Here is a 23,962-nt window from a genome sequence, read left to right as displayed (position 1 = left end):
CATGAAGAGACGACTCCTCGCCGGTGCGGTGTCGGCAGCCCTCGTGCTGACGGTGGCCGCGTGCGGTGGCACGACGAAGAACGACAGCAGCTCCGCCGGTGCCGGTGGCGCCCAGCCGACCGCGCAGGCCGACCCGAACGCCCCCACCAAGGAGGGCGTGAAGATGGCCTTCCTGCCCAAGCAGCTCAACAACCCGTACTCGGACATCGAGGTCGGCGGCGGCAAGACCGCCCTGGACGAGCTGAAGGGCGAGTACAAGCTGGTCGGCCCGAACGACGCCAGCGCCTCCTCGCAGGTCAGCTACATCAACACGCTGATCCAGCAGCAGCAGGACGTGATCGGCATCGCCGCGAACGACCCGAACGCGGTGTGCCCGTCGCTGAACCAGGCCCGCAGCTCCGGCATCAAGGTCGTGGCGTTCGACTCCGACGCGGCCAAGGACTGCCGCGACGTGTTCATCAACCAGGCCACCACGCAGGGCATCGGCGAGCAGCTGGCGAAGATGGCGAGCGAGCTGGCCGGCGGCTCGGGTGAGATCGCCATCCTGTCCGCGACCCCGAACGCCACCAACCAGAACGCCTGGATCGAGGTGTTCAAGCAGCAGCTGGCCAAGCCCGAGTACGCGAACCTGAAGCTGGTGAAGGTCGCCTACGGCAACGACGACGACCAGAAGTCGTTCCAGGAGGCCCAGGGCCTGCTGCAGTCGTACCCGAACCTGAAGGCCATCGTCGCGCCGACCACCGTCGGCATCGCCGCGGCCGCGCGCTACATCAGCTCGTCGGCCTACAAGGGCAAGGTCGCGGTGACCGGCCTGGGCACGCCGAACCAGATGCGCGAGTACGTCAAGGACGGCACGGTCACGAAGTTCGCGCTGTGGAACCCGGCCGACATCGGTTACCTGGCCGCCTACGCGGGTGTCGCGCTCGCCTCCGGCCAGATCACCGGTGCCCAGGGCCAGACGTTCAAGGCGGGCAAGCTCGGTGAGTACACCATCGGGGCGGACGGCGAGATCGTCCTCGGCCCGCCGACGGTGTTCGACGCGAGCAACATCGACCAGTACAACTTCTGATGCTCCCCGGCCGGGCCGCACCGGCGGCCCGGCCGGGTCTCCACCAAGGACGAACTGTGGCCCGATACTGCTTCTGCCTGCAGGTGAAACCCGAGCGGATGGCCGAGTACGCGCAGCGGCACCGCGCGGTGTGGCCGGAGATGCGGCAGGCGCTGACCGACACCGGATGGCGCAACTATTCGCTGTTCCTCCGCGACGACGGCCTGCTGATCGGCTACGTCGAGGCCGACGACCTGGACACCGCGCGGGCGGCGATGGCCCGCACCGAGGTCAACGCCCGCTGGCAGGCCGAGATGGCCGAGTTCTTCACCGGCCTGGAAGGGCGCGGCCCCGACGAGGGGTTCCAGTTGCTCACCGAGGTCTTCCACCTGGAAGGAAAGTGATCCCGTTGTCCGACCTGACCGCCGTGAAAGAAGCCCTGCGGGCTCAGCGGATCGAAACGCCTTCGTGGGCCTATGCCAACTCCGGCACGCGGTTCAAGGTGTTCCCGCAGCCCGGGGTGCCGCGGACGCCGGAGGAGAAGATCGCCGACGCGGCGAAGGTGCACGAGCTGACCGGCATCGCGCCGAGCGTGGCCCTGCACATCCCGTGGGACCGGGTCGACGACTACGGCGCTCTCGCCAAGTACGCGCGCGACCTCGGGATCGAGATCGGCGCCATCAACACCAACGTCTTCCAGGACGAGGACTACAAGCTCGGCTCGGTCACCAACCCCGACCCGCGGATCCGCCGCAAGGCCACCGATCACCTGCTCGAGGCGATCGACATCATGGACCCCACGGGCAGCAAGGACCTGAAGTTCTGGTTCTCCGACGGCATCAACTACCCGGGCCAGGACGATCTGCGCACCCGCCAGGACCGGCTGGCCGCTGCCCTGCGCGAGGCGTACGACCGGCTCGGCGACGACCAGCGGATCCTGCTGGAGTACAAGCTGTTCGAGCCCGCGTTCTACGCCACCGACGTGCCGGACTGGGGCACCTCGTACGCGCACTGCGTCGAGCTCGGTCCTAAAGCGACGGTGTGCATCGACACCGGCCACCACGCGCCGGGCACCAACATCGAGTTCATCGTCGCGTTCCTGCTGCGGCAGGGCAAGCTCGGCGCGTTCGACTTCAACTCGCGCTTCTACGCCGACGACGACCTGATGGCCGGCGCCGCCGACCCGTTCCAGCTCTTCCGCATCATGTGGGAGATCGTGCGCGCCGACGCGCTGGACCCGTCCTACGGCATCAACTTCATGCTCGACCAGTGCCACAACATCGAGGCGAAGATCCCGGCGATCATCCGCTCGGTGCTCAACGTGCAGGAGGCCACCGCGAAGGCCCTGCTGGTCGACAAGGCGGCCCTGTTCGCCGCGCAGCAGGCCGGGGACGTGCTCGGCGCCAACGCCGTGCTGATGGACGCCTACAACACCGACGTGCGGCCGCTGCTGGCCGAGCTGCGCGAGGAGTCCGGGCTGGACCCGGACCCGATCGCCGCCTACCACCGCAGCGGTTACCAGGACAAGATCGTCGCCGAACGAGCCGACGGCCGGCAGGCCGGTTGGGGAGCCTGAACCACCATGACGAACAATCCCGCCGCCGAACTCATCCAGCGCAGCAACGCCCTGGGCGCCGACCCGCGCAACACCAACTACGCCGGGGGCAACACCTCGGCCAAGGGCAACGAGACCGACCCGGTCACCGGGCAGCCGACGGAACTGTTGTGGGTCAAGGGTTCCGGGGGTGACCTGGGCACGCTGACCGAGGCCGGGCTGGCCGTGCTGCGGCTGGACCGCCTGCGCGCCCTGGTCGACGTGTACCCGGGGGTCGAGCGCGAGGACGAGATGGTCGCCGCGTTCGACTACTGCCTGCACGGCCGCGGCGGCGCCGCGCCGTCGATCGACACCGCGATGCACGGCCTGGTCGAGGCCACCCACGTGGACCACCTGCACCCGGACTCGGGCATCGCGCTGGCCACCGCCGCCGTCGGCCCGGCGCTGACCAAGGAGTGCTTCGGCGACCGCGTGGTGTGGGTCGACTGGCGCCGCCCCGGGTTCCAGCTGGGCCTGGACATCGCCGCGGTCAAGAAGGCCAACCCGCAGGCGATCGGCGTGATCCTGGGCGGGCACGGCATCACCGCCTGGGGCGAGACGTCCGAGGAGTGCCAGAAGAACTCCTTGGAGATCATCCGGACCGCGGAGAAGTTCCTCGCCGAGCGCGGCAGCGCCGAGCCGTTCGGCGCGGTCGTGCCCGGGTTCGAGCCGCTGCCGGAGGCGGAGCGGCATGCCAGGGCCGCCGCACTCGCGCCGGTGATCCGCGGGCTGGCCTCGACCGACCAGCGCCAGGTCGGGCACTACACCGACAGCGACGTGGTGCTGGAGTTCCTGTCCCGGGAGAAGCTGCAGCCGCTGGCCGCGCTCGGCACGTCCTGCCCGGACCACTTCCTGCGCACCAAGGTCCGCCCGCTCGTGGTCGACCTGCCCGCGACCGCACCGCTGGAGGATGTCGTCGCGCGGCTGAAGGAACTGCACGAGGCCTACCGCGCGGATTACCGCGCCTACTACGAGCGGCACGCCACCCCGGACAGCCCGGCGATGCGCGGCGCCGACCCGGCGATCGTGCTCGTCCCGGGTGTCGGCATGTTCTCCTTCGGCAAGGACAAGCAGACCGCGCGCGTGGCCGGCGAGTTCTACGTCAACGCCATCAACGTGATGCGCGGCGCCGAGGCGGTCTCCCGCTACGCGCCGATTCCGGAGAGCGAGAAGTTCCGCATCGAGTACTGGGCGCTGGAGGAGGCCAAGCTCCAGCGCATGCCCAAGCCGAAGCCCCTCGCGGGCCGCGTCGCGCTGGTGACCGGCGCCGGTTCGGGCATCGGCCGGGCCATCGCCGAGCGGCTGGCCGCCGAGGGCGCCTGTGTCGCGATCGCCGACCTCAACGCGGACGCGGCCGAGGAGGTCGCCCGCGGCATCGGCAACACCGACAAGGCGGTTTCCGTGGTCGCGAACGTCGTCGATGCCGAGGCGGTCGCAGCCGCGGTGGACGCGACGGTGCTGGCGTTCGGCGGCATCGACCTGGTCGTCAACAACGCCGGCCTGTCGATCTCCAAGCCGCTGCTGGAGACCACCGAGAAGGACTGGGACCTGCAGCACGACGTGATGGCGAAGGGCTCGTTCCTGGTCTCCCAGGCCGCGGCGAAGGCGATGATCGCGCAGGGCCTCGGCGGGGACATCGTCTACATCTCGTCGAAGAACTCGGTGTTCGCCGGCCCGAACAACGTCGCCTACGGCGCGGCCAAGGCCGACCAGGCGCACCAGGTCCGGCTGCTGGCCGCCGAACTGGGCGAGCACGGCATCCGCGTCAACGGCGTCAACCCCGACGGTGTGGTGCGGGGTTCGGGCATCTTCGCCGGGGGCTGGGGCGCGCAGCGCGCCGCGGTCTACGGGGTGCCGGAGGAGGACCTGGGCAAGTTCTACGCCCAGCGCACCATCCTCAAGCGCGAGGTGCTGCCCGAGCACGTCGCCGCGGCGGTGTTCGCGCTCACCGGCGGCGACCTGACGCACACGACCGGCCTGCACGTGCCCGTGGACGCGGGTGTCGCGGCCGCTTTCCTCCGCTGACGCAGGAAGGACACATTCTGATGACCCTCGAGCGGATCACCCCGCGGCGCACGCGCGTCGGCCTCGTCGCCGGCGGGCTGGGCGCGTACTGGCCGCAGTTCCCGGAGCTGCTGCCGCAATTGCAGGCCTCCGCACGGCGCGTGGCCGAGCGTCTGTCCGCTTTGGACTGCGAGGTGGTGGACGCCGGGTTCGTCTCGGACGAGCGGGAGGGCGCGGCCGCGGCGGAGAAGCTGCGGGTCGCCGACTGCGACCTGATCATCGGCTTCCTCACCACCTACCTCACCTCGAGCATGCTCGCGCCGGTCGCGCAGCGCAGCGGCTCGCCGGTGCTGCTGCTCAACCTGCAGCCCACCGAGGCGATGGACCACGCGAACTTCGACACCGGGGCCTGGCTCGCCTACTGCGGCGCCTGCCCGCTGCCGGAGATGGCCAACGCGTTCCGCCGCGTGGGCGTCGAGTTCCGCTCGGTGTCCGGGTATCTGGAGGACGAGCGGGCCTGGACCCGCGTCGAGCGCTGGATCAAGGCCGCCGGGGTGCGCGCCGCGTTCCGGCACGGGCGGCACGGCCTGCTCGGCCACCTCTACCCGGGCATGATGGACGTCGCCACCGACCCGACCCTGGTGACCGCGCAGTTCGGCGGGCACGTGGAGATCCTGGAGATCGACGACCTGCGGGTGCGGGTCGAGAAGGTCACCGACGACGAGACCAAGGCGCGGATGGACCTCGCGAAGGAGATCTTCGAGCTGGACGACTCGGTCGTCGAGGAGGACTTCGCGTGGGGCGCCCGCGTCTCGGTGGCGCTGGACCGGCTGGTCGAGGACTTCTCCCTGGACACGCTGGCCTACTACCACCGCGGCCTGGACGGGGAGACCCACGAGCGGGTCGGCGCCGGGTTCATCCTCGGCGCGTCGCTGCTGACCGCCCGCGGCATCCCGGCGGCCGGGGAGTTCGAGCTGCGCAACTCGCTGGCGATGCTGGTGATGGACCGGCTCGGCGCGGGCGGTTCGTTCACCGAGCTGCAGGCGCTGAACTTCCGGGACAACGTGGTCGAAATGGGCCACGACGGCCCCGCGCACCTGGCGATCAGCGCGCGACGGCCGCTGCTGCGCGGGCTCGGCGTCTACCACGGCAAGCGCGGCTGGGGCGTGTCCGTCGAGTTCGACGTCAAGCACGGTCCGGTCACCCTGCTCGGCCTCGGCCAGGAACGGGACGGGCGGTTCACGCTCGTCGCGTCCGAGGGCGAGGTGGTGCCCGGGCCGCTGCTGGAGATCGGCAACACCACCTCCCGGGTGGACTTCGGCGGCAACCCGGGGGAGTGGACCGACGCGTGGTCGGCCGCCGGGGTGAACCACCACTGGGCGCTGGGCACCGGGCACCGCGTGCCGGAACTCGAAGCCGTGGCCGACCTGCTCGGCCTCGAACTGCGCCTGGTGCGGGTGTGATGCGCCTGGCGGCCGCCGACCTGGGCGCCTCCAGCGGGCGTGTCATGGCCGGGACGGTGGGGCCGGGCGTGCTCGCGGTCGAGGAGGTGCACCGGTTCCCCAACGGGGGCGTCCGGGTCGCCCGAGCGGGTGGATCGACCCTGTACTGGGACATCCTCGGCCTGTACCGGGAGCTGCTGACCGGCGTGCGGGCCGCGCACAAGGCCGGTGCGCTGGACGGTCTCGGCATAGACTCCTGGGCCGTGGACTACGGGTTGCTCGACGCCTCCGGGGCGCTGCTGGGCAACCCGGTCAACTACCGCGACGCCCGCACCGAAGGCGTGGCCGAGCGGGTGCTGGAGACGGTTCCGGCGCGCGAGCTGTTCGACGTCACCGGCCTGCAGCAGCTGCCGTTCAACACGCTCTACCAGCTGCTGGCCGAGCGTGATCTGAGCGCGGCCGAGACCCTGCTGCTCATCCCGGACCTGCTGAACTACTGGCTGACCGGGGTGCGCGGCGCCGAACGCACCAACGCCTCCACCACGCAGCTCTACGACGTGCGGTCGCGGGAGTGGGCGGTGGGCCTGGCGGAGCGGCTGGGCATCCCGGCCCGGTTGTTGCCGCTGCTGCGCGACCAGGGCACCGTGGTCGGCACGCTGCTGCCGGACCTGGCCGCCGAGCTGGCGTTGCCGGAGCTGCCGGTGGTCGCCGTCGGATCGCACGACACCGCCTCCGCCGTGGTGGGCGTGCCGGCCGAGCCGGGCACGAACTTCGCCTACATCTCGTCGGGCACCTGGTCGCTGGTCGGGCTGGAACTCGGCGAACCGGAGCTGGGCGACGCGGCGCTGGCGGCCAACTTCACCAACGAGGGCGGCGTCGACGGCACGATCCGGTTCCTGCGCAACGTGATGGGCCTGTGGGTGCTGTCCGAGTCGCTGCGGACCTGGGACGCGCAGGGCACGCCGGTGTCGCTGCCGTCGGTGCTGGCGCAGGCCGCGGAGGTGCCCGCGCTGTCGGCGGTCGTGGACATCGACGCGCCGGTCTTCCTGCCGCCGGGGGACATGCCATCCCGGATCCGGCAGGCCTGCGCCGAAACCGGTCAGCGCGTGCCGGAGACGCCCGGCGAGATCGTGCGGTGCGTGCTGGACAGCCTCGCGCTGGCCTATCGTCGGACCGTGCGCCAGGCATCGGAGCTGACCGGCAGGCCGGTCGACGTCGTGCACGTGGTCGGCGGCGGGGTGCGCAACGAGCTGCTGTGCCAGCTCACCGCGGACGCCTGCGGCGTGCCGGTGCTGGCCGGGCCGGTCGAGGCCGCCGCGCTGGGCAACGTGCTCGTGCAGGCCCGGGCGCTGGGCGCGGACCTGCCGGACCTCGCCGCGATGCGGGCGCTGATCCGGGACACGCACGAGCTGCGCCGCTACGAACCGTCCGGCCGCGAGGCCGACTGGGCGCGGGCGGCCGCGCGGATCGATCCGAGGGTGGTGGCATGAAGGTCGCCGTGCAGGTCACCTGCATCAACGACGCGATGTTCCCGGACACCGGCAAGGCGGTGTTCACGCTGCTGCGGCGGCTCGGCGTGGCGGCGGAGTTCCCGGCCGCGCAGACCTGCTGCGCGCAGCCCATGGTCAACACCGGCTACCTGGACGAGGCCGTGCCGGTGGTGCGCAACTTCGTCGGCGCGTTCGCCGGCTACGACGCGATCGTGACCCCGTCCGGGTCGTGCGCGGGCTCGGTGCGCCACCAGCACTCGATCGTGGCGCGCCGCAGCGGGGACGAGCGGTTGCAGGAGGTGGTCGCGGAGACCTCGCCGAAGGTGTACGAGCTGACCGAGTTCCTGGTCGACGTGCTCGGCGTGACCGACGTGGGCGCGTACTTCCCGCACCGCGTCACCTACCACCCGACCTGCCACTCGCTGCGGATGCTGGGCGTCGGCGACCGGCCGCTGCGGTTGCTGCGCGAGGTGCGCGGGCTCGACCTGGTGGAGCTGCCCGCCGCGAACGAATGCTGCGGCTTCGGCGGCACGTTCGCGGTGAAGAACGCCGAGACCTCGACCGCGATGGGCGCGGACAAGGCGCGGCACGTGCTGGACACCGGCGCCGAGGTGCTGGTGGCCGGGGACAACTCGTGCCTGCTGCACATCGGCGGGCTGCTGTCGCGGCAGCGCACCGGCGTGCGGGTGATGCACCTGGCCGAGGTGCTGGCGGGAACGGAGGATCGCTCGTGAGCGCCACTTTCGTGGGAATGCCCGCCTTTCCGAAGGCGGCGCGGGAGGCGTTGTCGGACACGCAGTTGCGCCGCAACCTCGCGCACGCCACCGGCACGATCCGCGCCAAGCGCGCGGCGGTCGTCGGCGAGGTCGGCGAGTGGGAGGAGCTGCGGCTGGCCGGCGCGGCGATCAAGGACAACACGCTGCGCCACCTCGACGAGCACCTGCTGACGCTGGAGAAGGCGCTGACCGGCCGCGGCGCCACCGTGCACTGGGCGCGGGACGCGGCCGAGGCGTGCGAGATCGTCGCGTCCATCGCGCGACAGCACGCCGTCGACGAGGTCGTCAAGGTCAAGTCGATGGCGACGCAGGAGATCGGTCTCAACGAAGCGCTCGCCGCGCAGGGGATCACCGCGTGGGAGACCGACCTGGCCGAGCTGATCGTGCAGCTCGGCGACGACCTGCCCTCGCACATCCTGGTGCCCGCGATCCACCGCAACCGCGCGGAAATCCGGGAAATCTTCCGGGACAAGATGGCCGCCGCCGGGCGCCCGGCACCCGACGACCTGTCGGACCGGCCGGCGGAGCTGGCGGGTGCGGCGCGGCTGCACCTGCGGGAGAAGTTCCTGCGGGCGCGCATGGCCGTGTCGGGTGCCAACTTCGCGGTCGCCGAGACCGGGACGCTGGTCGTGGTCGAGTCCGAGGGCAACGGCCGGATGTGCCTGACGCTGCCCGAGGTGCTGGTGTCGGTGGTCGGGATCGAGAAGATCGTGCCGACCTGGTCCGATCTGGACGTGTTCCTGCAGCTGCTGCCGCGGTCGAGCACGGGGGAGCGGATGAACCCCTACACCTCGACCTGGTCGGGCGCGACCGAGGGCCAGGAGATGCACGTGGTGCTGCTGGACAACGGCCGCACCCGTGCGCTGGCCGACGAGGTGGGGCGGCAGGCGCTGCGTTGCATCCGGTGCTCGGCCTGCCTGAACGTGTGCCCGGTCTACGAGCGCACCGGCGGACACGCCTACGGCTCGGTGTACCCGGGTCCGATCGGGGCGATCCTGAACCCGCTGCTGCGCGGTACCGGTGTGGACGAGCAGATCGATTCGCTGCCGTACGCCTCCAGCCTGTGCGGCGCGTGCTTCGAGGCGTGCCCGGTGCGGATCGACATCCCCGAGGTGCTGGTGCACCTGCGGTCCACAGTGGTCGACGCGCACCGGTCGTCGCCGAAGGCCGAGGCGGTGGCGATGAAGTCGGCGTCCTGGGTGCTCGCCGACGCGCGGCGCCTGGGCTGGGCCGAGTTTGGTCTCGGCGTCGCGGGCCGGGCGCTGAACCGGTTGGGGCGCAAGGTGATGCCCGGCGGGCGGCGCGCCCTGGGACGGCTGCCGTGGCCGGGTTCGCTGTGGAGCAACGCGCGGGACGTGCCGGCGCCGCCGGTGGAGTCGTTCCGGTCGTGGTGGCGGCGGGAGGGACGGCGATGAGCGCGCGCGAGGAAATCCTGGGCCGGGTGCGGTCCGCGCTGGCTTCGGCGGACCCGTCGGAGGCTCCGGTGCCCCGCGGCTACCGGTCGGCGGTGCCGTCAGGTGATGTGGTGGAACTGTTCGCCGAGCGGCTGGTGGACTACCGCGCCGAGCTGACGCGGTGCACTGTGGACACTCTGCCCGCGGCGCTGTCGTCGGCGCTGGGTGACGCGGAAGCGGTGCTGGTGCCGGACGGTTTCCCGTGGGAGGTGCCCGGTGCGGTGCCGGACACCGGGCAGTCCGCGGCGGAGCTGGACCGGCTGGACGCGGTGGTGACCCTGGCGGCGCTGGCGATCGCGACCACCGGCACGATCGTGCTGGACCACGGGCCGGGACAGGGGCGCCGCGCGGTGAGCCTGGTGCCCGACCGGCACGTGTGCGTGCTGCGGACCGACCAGATCGTGCCCGGCGTGCCCCAGGCTGTGGCCGCGTTGTCCCCGGACCGGCCGCAAACCTGGATCAGCGGCCCCAGCGCGACGAGCGACATCGAGCTGAACCGGGTCGAGGGCGTGCACGGGCCGCGGACGCTGCACGTGTTGCTGGTGTCGCCGTGACGACCGCGCAGCGCCCCGCCACGCTGCCCCAGGCGGATCTGGAGTTGCTGGAACTGCTCGCCGACGGCCTCCCGCTGGACGCCATCGCGCGCCGCCTGGACCTGTCGGAACGCACCGTCCGCCGACGGCTGCGTGCCCTCTGCGACCGGCTGGGCTTCGTGGCGCCGATCCAGGCGGTGGTGTGGGCCGCCCGGCGGGGCCTGCTGTGAGTTCCCCGCCGGGCGGGCCCGCTAGCTGACCATCCGGAGTTCGAGCAGCCAGCCGGGGCTGTCGAAGCTGCACCGGTAGTCGACGACGGCGCCGACGCCGATCATGTCCCGGCCCTGCTGCCGGCACTTTTCGTAGGTGGCGTAGACCTTCCACGGAACCCACACGTCCTGGGTCGTCACCGTCCCGGTGTCCGTGGGTGCGGGACTCGCGCCCGCCAGCGCCGTGGTCGCCGTCCAGCCGGTGAACGTCAGCGCGGCCGCCAGCGCCGACACCGTGGCCAGCCGTGTCAAGCTTCGTTGCATGATGAGCCTCCCAGTGGTGAAGGATTCATCGTCGCCCACCGGCTTGGCATGCCCCTGACGCGAACCGGAGCGCGCACGCAGGACGAACCCGTCCCCGCTACTGTTCCGCTACGGGGCGGCGGATCAGTGCGGGTGGCCGGGAATGGCCCGGTTGACCTGGTTTTCGGTGCCGGGCTCGACGATGACGAACTGGCCCATCATCCCGGAGTCCTCGTGCCGCAGGATGTGGCAGTGGTACATGTACGGCGACGTGGGATCGGTGAACTTCCCGAACTGGACCGCGAGCCGGACGACGCTCTTGCCGGGCACGTAGACGGTGTCCTTGTACCCGGTGGCGTAGGACGGCGGCGGGGCGCCGTCGGTGTCGAGGATCTGGAACGCGACCTCGTGGATGTGGAAGTTGTGCGAGTAGACGTTGTTCTCGATCTCCCAGATCTCGACGGCACCGGCCGGCACGACCTCGTCGATCCGGGTCAGGTCCATCTCCTTGCCGTTGATGGCGTCGTGGCCGTTGAGCGTGAACCGCCGCACGGTGGCGCCGGGCGGGGGAGTGACGGGGGCAGCTCGGTGAGCCGCGCGGGCAGTTCGGGTGACGGCGTGAGCCGTCCGGCGGCGACGATCTTCAGCACGTCGAAGTCGCCCGCGCCGATGTCGACACCGTTGTCGGTGTTGCGCAGCACGACCTGCTCGCCCGGCGCGAACGCGACGACGATCTCCGCGCGCTCACCGGGGGTGAGGGAGAACTGCTCGACCTCGACGGGAGCGCCGAGCAGCCCGCCGTCGGTGGCGACGACGTGGAAGCGGCGCCGGTCGCCGAAGCCGAGGGTGTACATGCGGGCGTTGGAGCCGTTGAGCACGCGGAACCGGACCCGCTCGGTGGTCACCTGCAGCACGGGACCGTAGGTGCCGTTCACCAGGACGTGGTCCCCCAGGATCCCGAACGTGCCGTCGAGCGGGTCACCGTCGAAGGAGCCGTCTTCGGCGAAGTTCTTGTCCTGCAGGATCAGCGGGATGTCGTCCACCCCGTAGTCCGAGGGCAGCCCGGGATCGGTCTCGTCGTCGACGATGAACATGCCGGCCAGCCCGCGGTAGACGTGCCGCGCGGTGGCGCCGTGCGGGTGCGGGTGGTACCAGGACGTGGCCGCGGGCTGGTCGATGGTCCACCGCGGGGACCAGAGCGCGCCCGGCTCGATGGGCTGGTGCGGCCCGCCGTCCATGGCGGCGGGCAGGCGCATGCCGTGCCAGTGCACCGTGCTGGTCTCGGGAAGCTCGTTGCGGACCGCCATCTGGACGACGTCGCCGCGCGCGGCGCGCAGGGTCGGTCCGAGGAACGTGCCGTTGAAGCCCCAGGTCGGCGTCTGTTTGCCGGGCAGGATCTGCGTCGTGCCGGTCCGCATCGCGAGGTCGAACCGGCGCACGCCACCGGCGCCAGCCTCCGGCCGCAGCAGCGGCGGTATCCGCAGCGGGGTGCCGAAGTCCGAGGGGGTGGCCGGGGCCGGGCCCGGGTCCGACCGCAGGCCACCGTCAGCCCGGACAGCACCGACAATCCGAGGAAAGCACGTCTTCTCACGCCCGAAAACCTACGGCCTGGGCGGAGATCCCCCGCGTGAGGGGCCGCGGGTGGCCGAAATCGGACACCGATCTTGTTCCGAACGTGAAGTCCACGTAACGTTCCCTCAGGTTTTGAAACGATTCACCGTCGAATCAGCGGCCGTTTCCCCACCGGCCGAGGAGGAGCAGCACCGATGCGCTCTCGTTCTCGTCTCCGCAGAATCCTGATCCCGGTCACCGTCGCCGCGGCGCTGGTGACCGGGCTCGCCCCGCCGGGCGTCGCGCAGGGCGGGCTCGTCTCCGTCACCGGCCTGCGCACCGCGCACCAGGACCGTCCACTGGGGACGGACGACACCGCGCCCGTCCTGTCCTGGCAGAACACCGCGCACGCACGCCAGCGCGAGCAGTCCGCCTACCAGATCCAGGCCGCCACCTCACCCGAAGCCCTCGGCCGGGGCCGCGCCGACCTGTGGGACACCGGCCGCGTCGCGAGCGCCGACGTCGAAGCCACCTACGCCGGCAAGACCCTCACCAGCCGTCAGCGCGTGTACTGGCGCGTGCGCACCTGGTCCGGCCCCGCGCCCTCGGCGTGGAGCGAGCCGACCTGGTTCGAAACCGGCCTCATCGACCGGGGAGACTGGACGGCCGGCTGGGTCACCAACCACGACTGGCAGCTGAGCCGCAAGCCCGCGCAGCCGGTGGTCGTCACCCTGCCGGGGCGGACCGCGCGGTACGTTCGCCTCGACGTCACCAAACTCGGCCTGCCGCTCGCCGAACAGCCCATCGACAGCAACAACCGCCTCGTCACCACCGGCACCGCGCGCCGCTTCCCGGATCTGACCCACCGGCTGCAGCTCGCCGAGATGCAGGTGCGCAACTCCGCCGACCCGTCGGTCAACTTCGCCGCCGGGCGGGACAAGTTCGTCACCGCCTCGGAGACGGAGACCATCCGCAAGGAGTGGGAGCCCGGCCTGATCGCCGACGGCCTGGTCACCTCCAACCCGGAGGAGGCGAGCAACGCCGGCTACCAGAGCGCCGCGCACGACACCCCGGACGCGCCGGTGTGGGTGACCATCGACCTCGGCGCCGACCGCACCTTCGACCAGGTCGTGCTCTACCCGCGCACCGACACCCGCACCGCCGACGGCAGGACCCCGAACTTCCCCGTCGACTACACGATCCAGACCGCGCCCGCCGCATCCGGCCCGTTCACCGTCGCCGCGACCGTCAAGGACCAGCCCACGCCGGAGAACTGGCTGCCCGAGGCCCTGCCGCTGTTCGCGAAGGACTTCACCGTCCACGGCCAGGTGAAGCAGGCCCGCCTGTACGTCAGCGGCCTCGGCGTGTACGTGCCGAGCCTCAACGGCGCCCGCGTCGGGGACGCCGTGCTCGAACCCGGCAACACCGACTACGCCGACCGGGTCACCTACGCCGCCTACGACGTCACCGGCCAGATCCGTGGCGGCGGCAACACGATCGGCATCGCGGTCGGCAACGGCACTGCCGACGCGCTGCACACCTCCGGCCGCTACCGCAAGTTCGCCCGCACCGCGAGCGACCCGCAGGTGATCGCGCAGCTCGAACTGACCATGGCCGACGGCAGCGTCCAGCGCGTCGGCACCGACACCTCGTGGCGCACCACGCTCGGCCCGACCACCGCGTCCAACTGGTACGGCGGCGAGGACTACGACGCCCGCCGCGAAATCCCGGGCTGGGACGCGCCGGGCGCGAACCGCGCCACCTGGACGCCGGTCACCGCCGTCGCCCCGCCCGCGCCGACCACGAAGCTCACCGCGCGCAGCGGCGAGCCCGTCCGCATCGTCGAGCAGCTGCCCGGCGCCGAGGTGTCCCGTCCCGCGCCCGGTGTGCGGGTCTTCGACGTCGGCCGCAACATCGCCGGCATCCCGCGGATCACGCTGACCGCCCCCGCCGGCACCACGGTCCGCGTCTTCCCGGCCGAGGCGCTGCGCAACGGGCGCGTCGACCAGTCGAAGTCGAACGTCGGCGCGCCGATCTGGGACAGCTTCACCGGCAAGGGCGGCGCCCAGACCTGGCACCCCGAGTTCTCCTACCACGGCTTCCGCTACCTGGAGGTCGTCGGCGTCCCGGACGACGCCCAGCTGTCGGTCACCGGCCTGCGCACCATGGCCGACAACGACTCCGCGGGCGAGTTCACCACGTCGAACGAGATCGTCAACGGCATCCACCGGCTCACCCGGCACGCGCTGGAGAACAACATGCAGAGCGTGCTCACCGACTGCCCGAGCCGGGAGAAGCTGGGCTGGCTGGAGCAGGACCACCTGGCCTTCGACACGATCGCCCGCAACTACGACGTCGAGGCCTACCTCGGCAAGATCGTCCAGGACATCGCCGACGGCCAGGAGTCCTCCGGTCTGGTGCCCAGCACCGTGCCGGACTACGTGACGCTGGCCGGCACCTACCGCGACGACCCGAACTGGGGCGGCGCGCTGGTCCTGCTGCCGCTCAAGGCCTACCGCACCTACGGCGACACCGACCTGCTGCGCACCCACTACCCGGCGATGCAGCGGTATCTGTCCTATCTGGAGGGACAGACCACCCGCTGGATCGACGGCGGGGTCTACGACTACAGCCTCGGCGACTGGATCACCACCGAGAAGCCCGTGATGCCGCGTGCGATCACCGGCACGTTCGGGGTGTGGGCCATCGCCGACGGGCTCGCGAAGGTCGCGCAGGCGCTGGGTCGCGACGCGGACGCGGCCACCTACCGCGCCCGCGCCGACGACCTCGCCCGCAAGGTGTGGGCGAAGTACTACAACCCGGCCACCGGCCTGTTCGGCGGCGGCGGGCAGGGCGCGACCGCACTGGCGCTGGACATGGGTGCGGTGCCCGCGGACCTGCGGGCCGCGCAGGTGCGGCACCTGGTGGACAGCATCCAGGCGACCGGCTGGCACCTGATCATGGGCGAGATCTCGTTCCCGTCCGTGCTGCGCGTGCTGTCCGAGGCCGGGCGCGACGACGTCGTGTACCTGATCGCGACCCGGACCACCAGCCCCAGCCTGGGTTTCCAGGTCAAGGCCGGGTTGACCGCGCTCGGCGAGACCTGGGACGGCGGCAGCGGCCAGTCGCAGAACCACTTCATGCTCGGCGCGATGGACGGCTGGCTGCAGACGCGGCTGACCGGCATCGAGCAGACGCCCGATTCCACCGGGTTCCGGCGCCTGCTGATCGACCCGGCCGTCGTCGGCGATCTGACCTCGGCCTCCGGCCGGTACGAGAGCACCTACGGCGAGATCCGCACCTCCTGGAGCCGCACCGGCGGCGAGTACCGGCTGGACGTCACCGTGCCGGTGGGCGCGACGGCCGAGGTGCACGTGCCGTTCACCGGTCACGTCCCGGTCGCCGACGGCGCTCGCTTCGTCCGCGTGGACGGCGCCGAGGCGGTTTTCGAGGCCGGCTCCGGTTCCTGGACCTTCCGCTCGCGCGTGGCCTGAGAGGACACCACCATGAGAAGGCTCGTCTCCGTCCTGCTCGCGGCTGTCACCGCGGTGGGCCTGGCCTCGGCACCCGCCGCCGCACAAAGCCCCGGCCCGGCCCCGACCACCGATCTGTCCCGGTTCGATCCGGCCGCCTTCGCCGACCCGCCGAAGGACAGCCGGCCGAGCGTCTACTGGTACTGGAACAACACGATCACGCCGGAGACCACCGACCGGCAGATGGCCGAGATGCGGGACAAGGGCATCTACGAGGCCGTCGTGTTCCCCTACGGTGGCGCGTCGATGCGGCCGGCCTTCCTCACCGAGGAGTGGTTCACGCTCATCGAGCACGTCCTGCGTGAGGCGCAGCGCACGGGCATGAAGATGTGGCTGTTCAACGACAACAACTTCCCGAGCGGCCGGGGTGGGCTGAAGGTCGCCGAGGAGCACCCCGAGCTGCGGCTCAAGGGACTGCTGCGGTCCAGCCGCATCGTGACCGGTCCGGCGACGCTGACGCTCGCCGAGACCACGGGTCTGTCGGTGGACGGCGGCAAGCTCGTCGTCGATCCGGCGACCAAGCCCGGCGGCGCGGCGCTGACCCCGGGCGGCGGCTGGACCGACTACACGGTGACCGGCAAGGTCACGCTCACCAGCGGCGGCACGCAGCTGATGGTGCGCAGCGACGGCACGAACGGCTACCTGGTCGACGTCGACGTGAAGGGCAACACGAGCGTGTGGCGGGTCGACGGGACCCAGCGGACCCGGCTGACGACCGGCATCCCGACGCCCGGCTTCTCCGCGACCCGCGCGCAGACGATCACGGTGACGGTCTCCGGCAACACGATCACGCCGAAGATCAACAACACCGTGCAGCCCGCGGCCACCGACTCGACGTACGCGAAGGGCTCGGTCGCGGTGTCGGCCGAGGGCACCCAGCGGTCGCAGTGGGACACCCTGTCGGTGACCGCGCCGGACGGCGGCGTGTTGTGGTCGTCGAACTTCGACGACGCGCGGGTGCTCACCGATTTCCCGGCGGCGCGGGTCACCCTGGCCGGGATCACCGCGGCGGCGGCGCGCCCGGCGGGCACGGCCGACTTCCGGACCGCGGTCGAGCTGGACCCGGCGCAGGGCGCCTGGTCGGTCCCGGCGGGGCAGTGGCAGGTGGACGTGTACGCGCAGGCGCTGCTGCGCGACGACTCCAGCGGTTACGTGCGCGGGTACCTGGACCTGCTCGACCCGGCGGCCACCGACGCGTTCCTGGACACCGTGCCGGGCGAGTACGTGCGGCGCTTCCCGTGGGCGATGGGCACCGTGGTGCCCGGGTTCTGGGACGACGAGCCGTTCCTCGCCTCCGCGCAGCCGCACCCGTTCAAGCGGCTGCCGGCCTCGCCGGGCCTGGCTCAGGCGATCGTCGCCGCCGGTGGCACCCCGGGCGTGGCGTACCTGGGCGCCGCGGACGGCCTGGACCCCACCGCCGATCCGGCCGCCGGCTACTACTGGCGCGCGGTGAACGATCTGTTCGCCACGAACTACTACCAGCGTCAGGCCGAGTGGATGGCGCGGCACGGGCTGCAGCTGCTGACCAACCCGCTGCTGGACGAGGAGGGCCCGCAGCAGCGCATGCACTCCACCGGTGACCTGAGCAAGGACAACCAGTGGGCGCAGGTGCCCGGCAGCGACATGATCACCGGCGACTACACGCTCGGCGAGCAGACCATGCTGGGCCGCAACGCCGCGTCCGCCGCGCACCAGAGCGGCGCGCCGCGCGTGGTGATGGAGACGTTCGGCAACTCGGGCTGGCAGGTCGCGCCGGAATTCATGCACGCGACCACCGGTGCGCTCGCCGCGCGCGGCGTGAACCTGACGTTCCTGCACGCCATGTGGACCGACGAGAACTCGGTCAACTTCCCGCCACCGTTCGGGCCGCGCAGCACGTTCTGGGCGGACATGCCCGCGGTCGACGCGTGGATCGGCCGGGTGATGGAGCTGGGCCGGGGCGAGAACCTGGCGCGGACCGTGCTCGTGCAGCCGCAGCGGGCGGCCGAGCAGACCCGGGTGGCCGACGCCGAGCACACGCTGGACGGGCACTTCGCGGACGCCGCGTACGCGCTGGAGCGGGGCCAGGTCGATTTCGACCTGGTGAGTGACTCGTCGCTGTCCGGCGATCCGGTGGCGCGGTTCCAGGCCGTGGCGCGGGCCGGTGAGCTGCACGTCGGCCAGGCGTCCTACCAGCTCGTGGTGCTGCCGCGGACGCCGGTGCTGGACCTGGAAACGGTGCGCACGCTGGCGCGGTTCGTGCAGGTCGGCGGGCACGTCGCGGCGGTCGGCCCGCTGCCGGCGCGGGAGGCGCGTGGCCGGGACGCCGAGCTGGCGGGTGAACTGAGCCGCCTGTTCGGCGACGCGGGTGCCGCCTGGCAGCGGCGTGGTGCCGGTTCCGTCGCGGTGGTGGGCGACGCCGAGGCGCTGCCCGGGCTGGCCCGGGCGTACGCGGCGGCTCGCTTGGAGCCCGCGGCGCCGAGCGTGCGGGTGTCGCGGACCGCGCGCGGCCAGGATGTCGCGTACTTGCTGAACAACGAGAGCGACCAGGTCGTGACGACGACCGCGACGTTCCCCAGCGGGGGCGTCCCGGAGATCTGGGACCCGCGCACCGGTTCGGCCCGCACCGCGACGGCGTACCGCGCGGACCGGGACGGTGTGGCGGTGCCGGTGCGGTTGCAGCCGTACGAGACGCTCGCGGTGGTGTTCCGCCACGGCGTCCGGGAGACCCCGCACCTGACCGATGGCACGCTGCCGGCCGACGCGGTCACTGTGGACGGACGGTCCCTGCGGGCCACGGTGGTCGCCGGCGCGCCCGGCGAGTACCACCTGTCCGGCGCGGCGAACGGCCGCAGCTACGGCGGCGTGGCTTCGGTGACGGACGCGCTGACCCCGATCCCGCTGGCGGGCCCGTGGCAGGTGCGGCTGGAGAAGCCGGGCGCGGTGGAGGCGGAACGCCCGCTCGGTTCGTGGACGAGCTTCGACCCGACGTTCTCCGGAAGCGCCGTCTACACGACGACGGTGTCGCTGACCGCGCGGGACCTGGCCGGCCGCCGGTTGGTGCTGGACCTGGGCGCGGTGCACGACCTGGCGACGGTGACCGTGAACGGCGCGGTGTTGCCCACGGCGTTGTGGCGTCCGTACACAGTGGACGCCACAGCACTGCTGAAGCCCGGCGAGAACACGATCGCGGTGCGGGTGACCAACACGCTGGCCAACTCGCGCAACAAGATCCTCCCGTCGGGCCTGGTGGGCCCGGTGGTGCTGCGGCCGCAGGCCGTGGTGACCGCGCGGCTGGACCAGTGCCGCTGAGCGGCTCGTGCCACAGGATCCTTCCGTCGGGCCTGGTGGGCCCGGTGGTGCTGCGGCCGCAGGCCGTGGTGACCGCGCGGCTGGACCAGTGCCGCTGACTGGCTCGTGCCACAGGATCCTTCCGTCGGGCCTGGTGGGCCCGGTGGTGCTGCGGCCGCAGGCCGTGGTGACCGCGCGGCTGGACCAGTGCCGCTGACTGGCTCGTCGCGCTCAGCCGGTGCTGCCCCGCTGTCATCGGGGCAGCACCGTGCCGCTCGTTTTCCCCATCCCCCTCCCCAGTCCCCGGAGTTTCCCCATGACCAGACTCACCCGGCGCACCTTCCTCGGCGCCAGCGCCGCCCTCGGCCTGGCCGCCGCGTTGCCGTCCGCGCCGCCCGCCCTGGCCGCACCCGGCAGGCCGTTCGCGCAGCGGTTCGCCGCCCCGGGCCCCGACACCGCCGCGAAGTTCCGCTGGTGGTGGCCGCACGGATTGGTCGACCTCGGCGAGATCGCCCGCGAGGTCGACCAGATCGCCGACGCCGGGTTCGGCGGCGTCGAGATCCAGGACGTGCACCACAGCGTCCGCGCCGACCTCGACCCGGCCGGCCACGGCTGGGGCACCCCGGCCTGGCTCGCCGCCGTGGAGACCGCCCTGCGCCGCGCCAGGGACCGCAAGCTGCGCGTCGACCTCGCGCTCGGGCCGTGCTGGCCGACCGCCGTGCCCACCATCACCCCGGACCACCCGGCCGCCTGCAAGGAACTCGCGCACGGCGTGACGTTCGTCCAGGGCGGCACCGTCTACTCCGGACCGCCGCCCGCCGCCGTCGAGCCGCCCGAGGAGGGCGTGCACCGGCAGGACCTCGTGGCCGTGCAGGTCGCGAAGGTCATCGGCGCCACCACGGCCGCCACCGTCACCCTCGACCCGGCGACCGTCCGCACGCTCGGTTCCGGCGAGACCTGGACCGCTCCCGAGGGCACCTGGGCGATCATCGCCTACTGGCTGCGAGGCTCCGCGCAGCAACCGGAAGCCGGGCCGCACACCGAGCCGCCGGCCTACGTCGTCGACCACTTCAGCCGCGCCGGCGCCCAGGCGGTGATCGACGTGTGGCACAGCACGATCCTCACCCCGGCGATCCGCCGCCTGCTGCGCGAGACCGGCGGCGACCTGTTCGAGGACTCGCTGGAGATCGAGACCGAGGCGACGCCCTGGACGCCGGATCACCTCGCCGAGTTCCGCCGCCGCGCCGGCTACGACCTGCTGCCGTACTTGCCGGTGATCGTGCAGCGCAACGAGAAGTACCCGTTCACCTTCGACAGCGAGACCACCAACCACGTCCGCGACGACCACAACCAGGTCCTTTCCGACCTCTACCACGAAAACCACCTGCTCCCGCTGCGCGACTTCGCGCACGGCCTGGGCATGACCCTGCGCGTGCAGCCCTACGGCCTGCCCACCGACGCCATCCGCAGCGCCGCGCTGCTCGACGTGCCGGAAAGCGAGTCGCTGGGCTTCAAGAACCTCGACGACTACCGCGTGCTCGCGTCCGGCCGCGACATGGGCGGACGGCGGCTGCTGTCGTGTGAGTCCGCCGCCTACGCCAACGGCGCCTACAGCACCACCTGGGACAAGGTGCTGCAGACCATGGGCAGCGTCTTCGCCGGCGGCGTCAACCAGGCCGTCCTGCACGGTTTCTCCTACGCGTCGGCGCCCGGCGCGGCGTGGCCGGGCTTCGCGGCGTTCTCGCCCTACAACGGCACCGGCATCGGCTACGCCGAGGCATGGGGCCCGCGCCAGCCGACCTGGGGCCACGTCCCGGACATCGCCGGTTGGTTCGCCCGCACGCAGCTCGTGCTGCGCGCCGGTGTCCAGAAGACCGATCTGGCGTTCTTCCGGCAGAAGGGCTGGACCTCCACCGGCATCGGCGCGCCGTGGGCGACCAACGACGGCATCCCGGTCGGCTGGACGCACGGCTTCCTCAGCGAGCCGATGCTGGACCTGCCCAGCGCGGTCGTGCGCGACGGCCGCCTCGCCCCGGACGGCCCGGCCTACAAGGCGCTGATCCTCGACGGCGACATCTTCCGCAACCGGGAACACACCCTGTCCGTGCACGCCGTGCGCCGGCTGCTCGACCTGGCCCGCGCCGGGCTGGCCGTCGTGGTGGTCGGCAGCTGGACCGACGTGCACTCGGTCGGCATCGCCCAGCCCGGCGAGAACGACCAGCTCCGGACGCTGCTCGCCCAGCTCGTCGCCCTGCCGCGGGTGCGGGTGGCCGCCGACGCCAACGGCATCCCCGGCGCGCTCGCCGACCTCGGCGTGACCCGCGACGTCGAATACGCCCGCTCCACGATCATGACCGTGCACCGGGTCGATGACGGCGTCGACTACTACTACCTCGCCAACGCCCGGCACGCCGAGAACCGCCGCATCACCGCGGTGGACCAGGACGTCTGGCTCACTTCCCGCGACCGCTCCGCCGAGCCGTACCTGTTCGACGCGTGGACCGGCCGCGTGGAACGGATCGGCACCTACGAGCGCGCCGGCGACAAGGTGCGGGTGCGGGTCGCCCTCAACCCCGGCCAGTCGATGCTGATCGGCTTCGGCCCGGGCGCCCGCACGCCGCACGCCACCGCCTCCGACGCGGACGTCCGGTTCGACGACGGCAAGCTGGTGCTGCGTGCCACCGCGGCCGGCACCTACTCGACCACGCTGTCCACCGGTCGCGTCGTGCGCACCACCGTGGACGCTGTGCCCGCGCCGGTGCCGCTCACCGCGTGGGACCTCGAGGTCGAGGACTGGCAGCCCGGCGCGACCCCCACCGAGACGGTGAAGACCACCCACCGGCTCACCCTGACCGCCCTGGCCGCCTGGCCGGCGATCCCCGAGCTGCGGGACGTCTCCGGCGTCGGCCGCTACCGCACCACGGTCGACCTCGGCTCGTGGCGTCCCGGTCTCGGCGCCTACCTCGAACTCGGCGAGGTGTTCGACACCTACCGCGTCACGGTCAACGGCCGCGCCCTGCCGCCCGCCGACGTGCTCGACCCGGTGGTCGACGTCGGGCCGTGGCTGCGCCCGGGCCGCAACACCCTCGAGGTCGAGGTCGCCACCACGCTGCTGAACCGGCTGCGGGTGAGCAACCCGGCCGTCTTCGGCATCGCCACCCGGCAGGCGTACGGCCTGGCCGGGCCCGCCCGCCTCGTGCCGTACCGCCAGGAGGAGATCCGATGACCGGCCTGACCCGCCGGGGCGTGTTCGGGCTGGCCGCGGCAGCGGGGCTGGTCGCGGCGGTGCCCGCCACGGCGGCCGCCGCCGCGGAACCGGCCCGGCCGCGGCCGCTCGAGCTGGGCCGCGTCCGGCTGCTCGGCTCGCGCTACCGGCAGAACATGGAACGGACCGTCGCGTACCTGCGGTTCGTCGACGCCGACCGGCTTGAGCTCGACCTGGGACCACTGACCGAGACCATGCAGGAGCTTGCCGCCGCCGCGGGACTTCCACTCAGCAATTCGCGCAAGCTCCCGCATCATTGGGCCGAGGCGCTGCGCGGGGGACGGCGGCTACCAAGGGATGCGCCGCCGTGGGTCAAGCACTACCGGTTTGACGCGAAGAAGGATGCCTTCATCCTCAGACCGGGTTGTTTCTGGCACTGTCCCCTCCGTCTTCACCCCGACGACCCGACTCTGACTGACAAGCAGTGGGAACACGTCACCGAGCGACTGATGAAGGCAACCGGGATTCACCAGGCCGGGGCTCGATGGATCGCCGTGCGGCACGCTGACGACCACATTCACTTGATGGCGATCCTGGTCTCCGAGCAGACTGGCAAACGTATCTACCCATACCGGGACTATCCAAGGCTGCGCGCGGAGTGTCGGACGCTCGAGCATGAACTTGGACTGCGGAGCACAGCGACTTCAGACAAGACGGCTACACAGGCGCTGTCTCGTCGCGAGCGGGGCAAGGCCGACCGGAAGGGCTGGGAGTTGACTGCGCGGCAGCAGCTTCGGCGAGCGGTCTCTCAGTGTGCCGCGAGCGCAAGCAGCGGTGATGAGTTTCTGCGCGAGCTCCGCCGCGAGGGCCTCAACCCGCGAACGACGGTCGGCGGCGACGGCGAGATCCGCGGTTACACGGTGTCTCTTCCAGGTGACGTCACAGCCGACGGCCGTCCAGTCGCGTTCTCGGGTTCGGAAACTTGCCGCCGACCTGACGTGGCCGAAGCTAATCGCCCGCTGGTCAACCGCACCTCCGGTCGACCACCCGATCGTCTACACCGATGACGGCCGCGCCACGCGCGCGGACCGCCATCGAGCGATCGAGGTGGCTACTGACGCCGTCGAACGGGCAAACTCCGCAGTCCGCCGCGGCAGCAAGGATGTCGAGGGGGTCATCCACGCGACGAGCGAGGTACTCGCGACGCTAGCCCGTGGTAGAGAGGGCCATGATGCCGGAGCCCTTGCAGCAAGCACTGAGCGGTACGACCGTGCAGCACGCACACCACACCGGGTCCTGCCTCAGCGCATCGGGTCAGTCGCACGAGACCTGCGGCAGGCGTCGCGACGTTGGCAGCCGTGGGTGCGCTGTCCGGACGTGGCAGGGAGAAGTTCGCCGGGCTTGCACTGCTTGTCGCCCTAGCTGTACTTGGCCAGGACGTTGGTAGCGGCTGGCTGGTGTTGACATGGGGAGAGCCTCCGGTTGGGGTGTGGCTTGTCTAGGACCCACGCCAGGCCGGAGGCTCTCGTGTCACACCGTAATGCCCGTAC

17 protein-coding genes are annotated in these 23,962 nt (G+C 71.8%); 14 read left to right on the top strand and 3 right to left on the bottom strand.

What is annotated here, in order from left to right; translation table 11 throughout:
• Position 1 precedes the first annotated feature (1 nt).
• The 10 genes from rhaS to D0D28_RS28690 are packed head-to-tail and all read left to right on the top strand — an operon-like array spanning position 2 to position 10,571.
• Positions 2 to 1,069 (top strand): rhamnose ABC transporter substrate-binding protein, encoded by a 1,068-nt coding sequence (gene rhaS, locus D0D28_RS28735; RefSeq protein ID WP_116114012.1) that lies wholly within the window; start codon positions 2 to 4, stop codon positions 1,067 to 1,069.
• Between the two features lie 56 nt (positions 1,070 to 1,125).
• The gene (locus D0D28_RS28730) at positions 1,126 to 1,452 is read left to right on the top strand and encodes an L-rhamnose mutarotase (protein WP_094004964.1); all 327 of its coding nucleotides are present in this window, start codon (positions 1,126 to 1,128) and stop codon (positions 1,450 to 1,452) included.
• Entirely contained in the window at positions 1,449 to 2,624 is a 1,176-nt protein-coding gene (rhaI, locus tag D0D28_RS28725) for an L-rhamnose isomerase (protein WP_116114009.1), read from the top strand. The genes D0D28_RS28730 and rhaI overlap by 4 nt, the downstream gene beginning before the upstream one ends.
• 6 nt (positions 2,625 to 2,630) lie before the next feature.
• Positions 2,631 to 4,667 carry a bifunctional aldolase/short-chain dehydrogenase gene (locus D0D28_RS28720; RefSeq protein ID WP_116114006.1) on the top strand — a complete coding sequence of 679 codons (2,037 nt, stop codon included), beginning with the start codon at positions 2,631 to 2,633 and terminating at the stop codon, positions 4,665 to 4,667.
• Between the two features lie 20 nt (positions 4,668 to 4,687).
• Positions 4,688 to 6,109 carry an L-fucose/L-arabinose isomerase family protein gene (locus D0D28_RS28715; protein WP_116114003.1) on the top strand — a complete coding sequence of 474 codons (1,422 nt, stop codon included), beginning with the start codon at positions 4,688 to 4,690 and terminating at the stop codon, positions 6,107 to 6,109.
• Positions 6,109 to 7,578, top strand: a complete 1,470-nt coding sequence (locus tag D0D28_RS28710) for a rhamnulokinase (protein WP_205413389.1) — start codon at positions 6,109 to 6,111, stop codon at positions 7,576 to 7,578. Before D0D28_RS28715 ends, D0D28_RS28710 begins: the two co-directional genes overlap by 1 nt.
• Positions 7,575 to 8,312 carry a (Fe-S)-binding protein gene (locus D0D28_RS28705; RefSeq protein ID WP_116114001.1) on the top strand — a complete coding sequence of 246 codons (738 nt, stop codon included), beginning with the start codon at positions 7,575 to 7,577 and terminating at the stop codon, positions 8,310 to 8,312. Before D0D28_RS28710 ends, D0D28_RS28705 begins: the two co-directional genes overlap by 4 nt.
• Positions 8,313 to 8,329: 17 nt before the next feature.
• A complete protein-coding gene (locus tag D0D28_RS28700) occupies positions 8,330 to 9,769 on the top strand; it encodes a lactate utilization protein B (protein WP_116113998.1) in 1,440 nt (479 codons plus the stop codon).
• On the top strand, positions 9,766 to 10,362 hold the full coding sequence (locus D0D28_RS28695) for a LutC/YkgG family protein (RefSeq protein ID WP_094005010.1): 597 nt from the start codon (positions 9,766 to 9,768) through the stop codon (positions 10,360 to 10,362). The genes D0D28_RS28700 and D0D28_RS28695 overlap by 4 nt, the downstream gene beginning before the upstream one ends.
• Positions 10,359 to 10,571: a helix-turn-helix domain-containing protein gene (locus D0D28_RS28690; protein WP_094004970.1), complete on the top strand. Its 213-nt coding sequence runs from the start codon at positions 10,359 to 10,361 to the stop codon at positions 10,569 to 10,571. The genes D0D28_RS28695 and D0D28_RS28690 overlap by 4 nt, the downstream gene beginning before the upstream one ends.
• 21 nt (positions 10,572 to 10,592) lie before the next feature.
• On the opposite strand, the gene D0D28_RS28685 is transcribed toward D0D28_RS28690, so the two are convergent.
• From D0D28_RS28685 to D0D28_RS28680, 3 genes are all read right to left on the bottom strand, one after another.
• Positions 10,593 to 10,874 (bottom strand): hypothetical protein, encoded by a 282-nt coding sequence (locus tag D0D28_RS28685; RefSeq protein WP_143266175.1) that lies wholly within the window; start codon positions 10,872 to 10,874, stop codon positions 10,593 to 10,595.
• Between the two features lie 123 nt (positions 10,875 to 10,997).
• Positions 10,998 to 11,405 carry a multicopper oxidase domain-containing protein gene (locus tag D0D28_RS37075; RefSeq protein WP_233157203.1) on the bottom strand — a complete coding sequence of 136 codons (408 nt, stop codon included), beginning with the start codon at positions 11,403 to 11,405 and terminating at the stop codon, positions 10,998 to 11,000.
• The gene (locus D0D28_RS28680) at positions 11,348 to 12,292 is read right to left on the bottom strand and encodes a multicopper oxidase family protein (RefSeq protein WP_240323392.1); all 945 of its coding nucleotides are present in this window, start codon (positions 12,290 to 12,292) and stop codon (positions 11,348 to 11,350) included. Before D0D28_RS28680 ends, D0D28_RS37075 begins: the two co-directional genes overlap by 58 nt.
• Positions 12,293 to 12,619: 327 nt before the next feature.
• Between D0D28_RS28680 and D0D28_RS28675 the strand changes: the two genes are divergently transcribed.
• The 4 genes from D0D28_RS28675 (at position 12,620) to D0D28_RS28660 (ending at position 23,479) form a co-directional block, all read left to right on the top strand.
• The gene (locus D0D28_RS28675) at positions 12,620 to 15,898 is read left to right on the top strand and encodes a family 78 glycoside hydrolase catalytic domain (RefSeq protein ID WP_116113995.1); all 3,279 of its coding nucleotides are present in this window, start codon (positions 12,620 to 12,622) and stop codon (positions 15,896 to 15,898) included.
• 12 nt (positions 15,899 to 15,910) lie between these two features.
• Positions 15,911 to 19,228, top strand: coding sequence for a glycosyl hydrolase (locus D0D28_RS28670; protein WP_116113993.1), 3,318 nt, complete (start codon positions 15,911 to 15,913; stop codon positions 19,226 to 19,228).
• 295 nt (positions 19,229 to 19,523) lie between these two features.
• The gene (locus D0D28_RS28665; protein WP_116113990.1) at positions 19,524 to 22,433 is read left to right on the top strand and encodes a glycosyl hydrolase; all 2,910 of its coding nucleotides are present in this window, start codon (positions 19,524 to 19,526) and stop codon (positions 22,431 to 22,433) included.
• Positions 22,430 to 23,479: a relaxase/mobilization nuclease domain-containing protein gene (locus tag D0D28_RS28660; protein ID WP_116113988.1), complete on the top strand. Its 1,050-nt coding sequence runs from the start codon at positions 22,430 to 22,432 to the stop codon at positions 23,477 to 23,479. Before D0D28_RS28665 ends, D0D28_RS28660 begins: the two co-directional genes overlap by 4 nt.
• The last annotated feature ends 483 nt before the right edge of the window (positions 23,480 to 23,962 follow it).

It is taken from the genome of Amycolatopsis ruanii, assembly GCF_003385175.1.
Taxonomy (GTDB): domain Bacteria; phylum Actinomycetota; class Actinomycetes; order Mycobacteriales; family Pseudonocardiaceae; genus Amycolatopsis_E; species Amycolatopsis_E thermalba.
This window is presented reverse-complemented; position numbering and strand designations above follow the sequence as displayed.

Coding starts and splice junctions, on each gene's coding strand:
- rhaS (WP_116114012.1), top strand. CDS start 2: ATGAAGAGACGACTCCTCGCCGGTGCGGTGTCGGCAGCCCTCGTGCTG.
- D0D28_RS28720 (WP_116114006.1), top strand. CDS start 2,631: ATGACGAACAATCCCGCCGCCGAACTCATCCAGCGCAGCAACGCCCTG.
- D0D28_RS28715 (WP_116114003.1), top strand. CDS start 4,688: ATGACCCTCGAGCGGATCACCCCGCGGCGCACGCGCGTCGGCCTCGTC.
- D0D28_RS28710 (WP_205413389.1), top strand. CDS start 6,109: ATGCGCCTGGCGGCCGCCGACCTGGGCGCCTCCAGCGGGCGTGTCATG.
- D0D28_RS28705 (WP_116114001.1), top strand. CDS start 7,575: ATGAAGGTCGCCGTGCAGGTCACCTGCATCAACGACGCGATGTTCCCG.
- D0D28_RS28700 (WP_116113998.1), top strand. CDS start 8,330: ATGCCCGCCTTTCCGAAGGCGGCGCGGGAGGCGTTGTCGGACACGCAG.
- D0D28_RS28695 (WP_094005010.1), top strand. CDS start 9,766: ATGAGCGCGCGCGAGGAAATCCTGGGCCGGGTGCGGTCCGCGCTGGCT.
- D0D28_RS28685 (WP_143266175.1), bottom strand. CDS start 10,874: ATGCAACGAAGCTTGACACGGCTGGCCACGGTGTCGGCGCTGGCGGCC.
- D0D28_RS28675 (WP_116113995.1), top strand. CDS start 12,620: ATGCGCTCTCGTTCTCGTCTCCGCAGAATCCTGATCCCGGTCACCGTC.
- D0D28_RS28670 (WP_116113993.1), top strand. CDS start 15,911: ATGAGAAGGCTCGTCTCCGTCCTGCTCGCGGCTGTCACCGCGGTGGGC.
- D0D28_RS28665 (WP_116113990.1), top strand. CDS start 19,524: ATGACCAGACTCACCCGGCGCACCTTCCTCGGCGCCAGCGCCGCCCTC.
- D0D28_RS28660 (WP_116113988.1), top strand. CDS start 22,430: ATGACCGGCCTGACCCGCCGGGGCGTGTTCGGGCTGGCCGCGGCAGCG.